Origin of the sequence: Gluconobacter sphaericus NBRC 12467, from assembly GCF_006539125.1 — a bacterium.
Lineage (GTDB): Bacteria > Pseudomonadota > Alphaproteobacteria > Acetobacterales > Acetobacteraceae > Gluconobacter > Gluconobacter sphaericus.
Genome location: NZ_BJMK01000064.1, coordinates 1 through 2,500, shown reverse-complemented (window position 1 = coordinate 2,500; position 2,500 = coordinate 1). Strand labels below are relative to the sequence as shown.

The following is a 2,500-nucleotide window of genomic DNA, read 5'->3' as shown; positions in this document are numbered from 1 at the left end:
GTTTCTGTTTGCAGCGAGCTTAAGCCGTTAGGTGTAGGCGTAGCGAAAGCGAGTCTGAATAGGGCGAATGAGTTGCTGGCAGAAGACCCGAAACCGAGTGATCTAGCCATGGCCAGGCTGAAGGTGCGGTAACACGCACTGGAGGGCCGAACCCACGCCTGTTGAAAAAGTCGGGGATGAGCTGTGGCTAGGGGTGAAAGGCCAATCAAACTCGGAGATAGCTGGTTCTCCGCGAAATCTATTGAGGTAGATCGTCGGGTGTTTACCCTGGGGGGTAGAGCACTGGATGGGCTAGGGGGGCCCAAAGCCTTACCAAACCTAACCAAACTCCGAATACCCAGGAGTATAGCCCGGCAGACAGACAGTGGGTGCTAAGGTCCATTGTCGAGAGGGAAACAGCCCAGACCACCAGCTAAGGCCCCTAAATCGTGGCTAAGTGGGAAAGGATGTGGGGATTCCAAAACAACCAGGAGGTTGGCTTAGAAGCAGCCATCCTTTAAAGAAAGCGTAATAGCTCACTGGTCTATTAGAAACCCTGCGCCGAAAATGTAACGGGGCTCAAGCCACGTGCCGAAGCTGTGGGTGCATTCTTTGAATGCGCGGTAGCGGAGCGTTCCGTAAGTCTGCGAAGGAGACGGGGTGACCCTCTCTGGAGATATCGGAAGTGCGAATGCTGACATGAGTAGCGACAAACAGTGCGAGAAACACTGTCGCCGAAAGTCCAAGGGTTCCTGCGCAAGGTTAATCCACGCAGGGTGAGCCGGCCCCTAAGGCGAGGGCGAGAGCCGTAGTCGATGGGAACCAGTTGAATATTACTGGGCCTGCCAGAAGTGACGAATGAGAGATGTTGTCTGTCCTTAACGGATTGAACAGGCTTTTCAATCATTCCAGGAAATAGCTCTGGCGTATAGACCGTACCCGAAACCGACACAGGTGGACTGGTAGAGAATACCAAGGCGCTTGAGAGAACGATGCTGAAGGAACTAGGCAAATTGCTCGTGTAACTTCGGGATAAACGAGACCCGCTCGTGGGCAACCATGGACGGGTGGCACAGACCAGGGGGTAGCGACTGTTTAGTAAAAACACAGGGCTCTGCGAAATCGTGAGATGACGTATAGGGCCTGACGCCTGCCCGGTGCCGGAAGGTTAAGAGGAGGTGTGCAAGCACTGAATTGAAGCCCCGGTAAACGGCGGCCGTAACTATAACGGTCCTAAGGTAGCGAAATTCCTTGTCGGGTAAGTTCCGACCTGCACGAATGGCGTAACGACTTCCCCACTGTCTCCAGCATCGACTCAGCGAAATTGAATTCCCCGTGAAGATGCGGGGTACCCGCGGTCAGACGGAAAGACCCTATGAACCTTTACTGCAGCTTTGCAGTGGCATCAGAGACATTCTGTGTAGGATAGGTCGGAGGCTTTGAAGCCGGGGCGCCAGCACCGGTGGAGCCATCCTTGAAATACGACCCTGAATTTTTCTGATGTCTAACCGAGACCAGTAAGCCTGGTCCGGGACCCTGCATGGTGGGCAGTTTGACTGGGGCGGTCGCCTCCCAAAGTGTAACGGAGGCGCGCGATGGTGGGCTCAGGCCGGTCGGAAACCGGCTGTCGAGTGCAATGGCATAAGCCCGCCTGACTGTGAGAGTGACAGCTCGATCAGAGACGAAAGTCGGCCATAGTGATCCGGTGGTCCCACGTGGACGGGCCATCGCTCAACGGATAAAAGGTACTCTAGGGATAACAGGCTGATCTCCCCCAAGAGTCCACATCGACGGGGAGGTTTGGCACCTCGATGTCGGCTCATCACATCCTGGGGCTGGAGCAGGTCCCAAGGGTTCGGCTGTTCGCCGATTAAAGTGGTACGTGAGCTGGGTTTAGAACGTCGTGAGACAGTTCGGTCCCTATCTGCCGTGGGTGTAAGAGACTTGAGAGGATTTGTCCCTAGTACGAGAGGACCGGGATGAACATACCTCTGGTGCACCGGTTGTCACGCCAGTGGCACAGCCGGGTAGCTAAGTATGGACGGGATAACCGCTGAAAGCATCTAAGCGGGAAACCCACCTCAAAACTAGGTCTCATAGAGCCGTGAGAGACCATCACGTTGATAGGCCGGGTGTGAAAGTGCAGTAATGCATGCAGCTAACCGGTCCTAATCGCTCATACTTCTCACACAAACACATGCACAGAAATCAGCCACACTTCCTTCACAGCGCACCAATCTCCACCCTCTCTTAAAAGACAGGGTGGGCTGGAAGACCTGGTGGCCATTGCGAGGGCCCTACACCCGATCCCATCCCGAACTCGGCCGTGAAATCCCTCAGCGCCTATGATACTGCACCTTAAGGTGCGGAAAAGTCGGTCGCCGCCAGGTCCCCCAGCCTACCCATACACACCACAAAACCTCCCAACATCATCATACACCACCGCGGGGTGGAGCAGCCCGGTAGCTCGTCAGGCTCATAACCTGAAGGCCGCAGGTTCAAATCCTGCCCCCGCAACCAA

General features: G+C 55.3%; 1 tRNA gene and 2 rRNA genes (1 of these 3 cut by a window edge). All 3 read left to right on the top strand.

From position 1 onward, the window contains the following. A 23S ribosomal RNA gene (locus GSP01_RS14280) occupies positions 1-2,171 on the top strand; it begins 565 nt to the left of the window's first position. An 83-nt stretch (positions 2,172-2,254) separates the two neighbouring features. Beyond that, positions 2,255-2,369 (top strand): 5S ribosomal RNA (gene rrf / locus GSP01_RS14275). A 53-nt stretch (positions 2,370-2,422) separates the two neighbouring features. Continuing rightward, positions 2,423-2,499, top strand: a tRNA-Met gene (locus GSP01_RS14270). Position 2,500 lies beyond the last annotated feature (1 nt).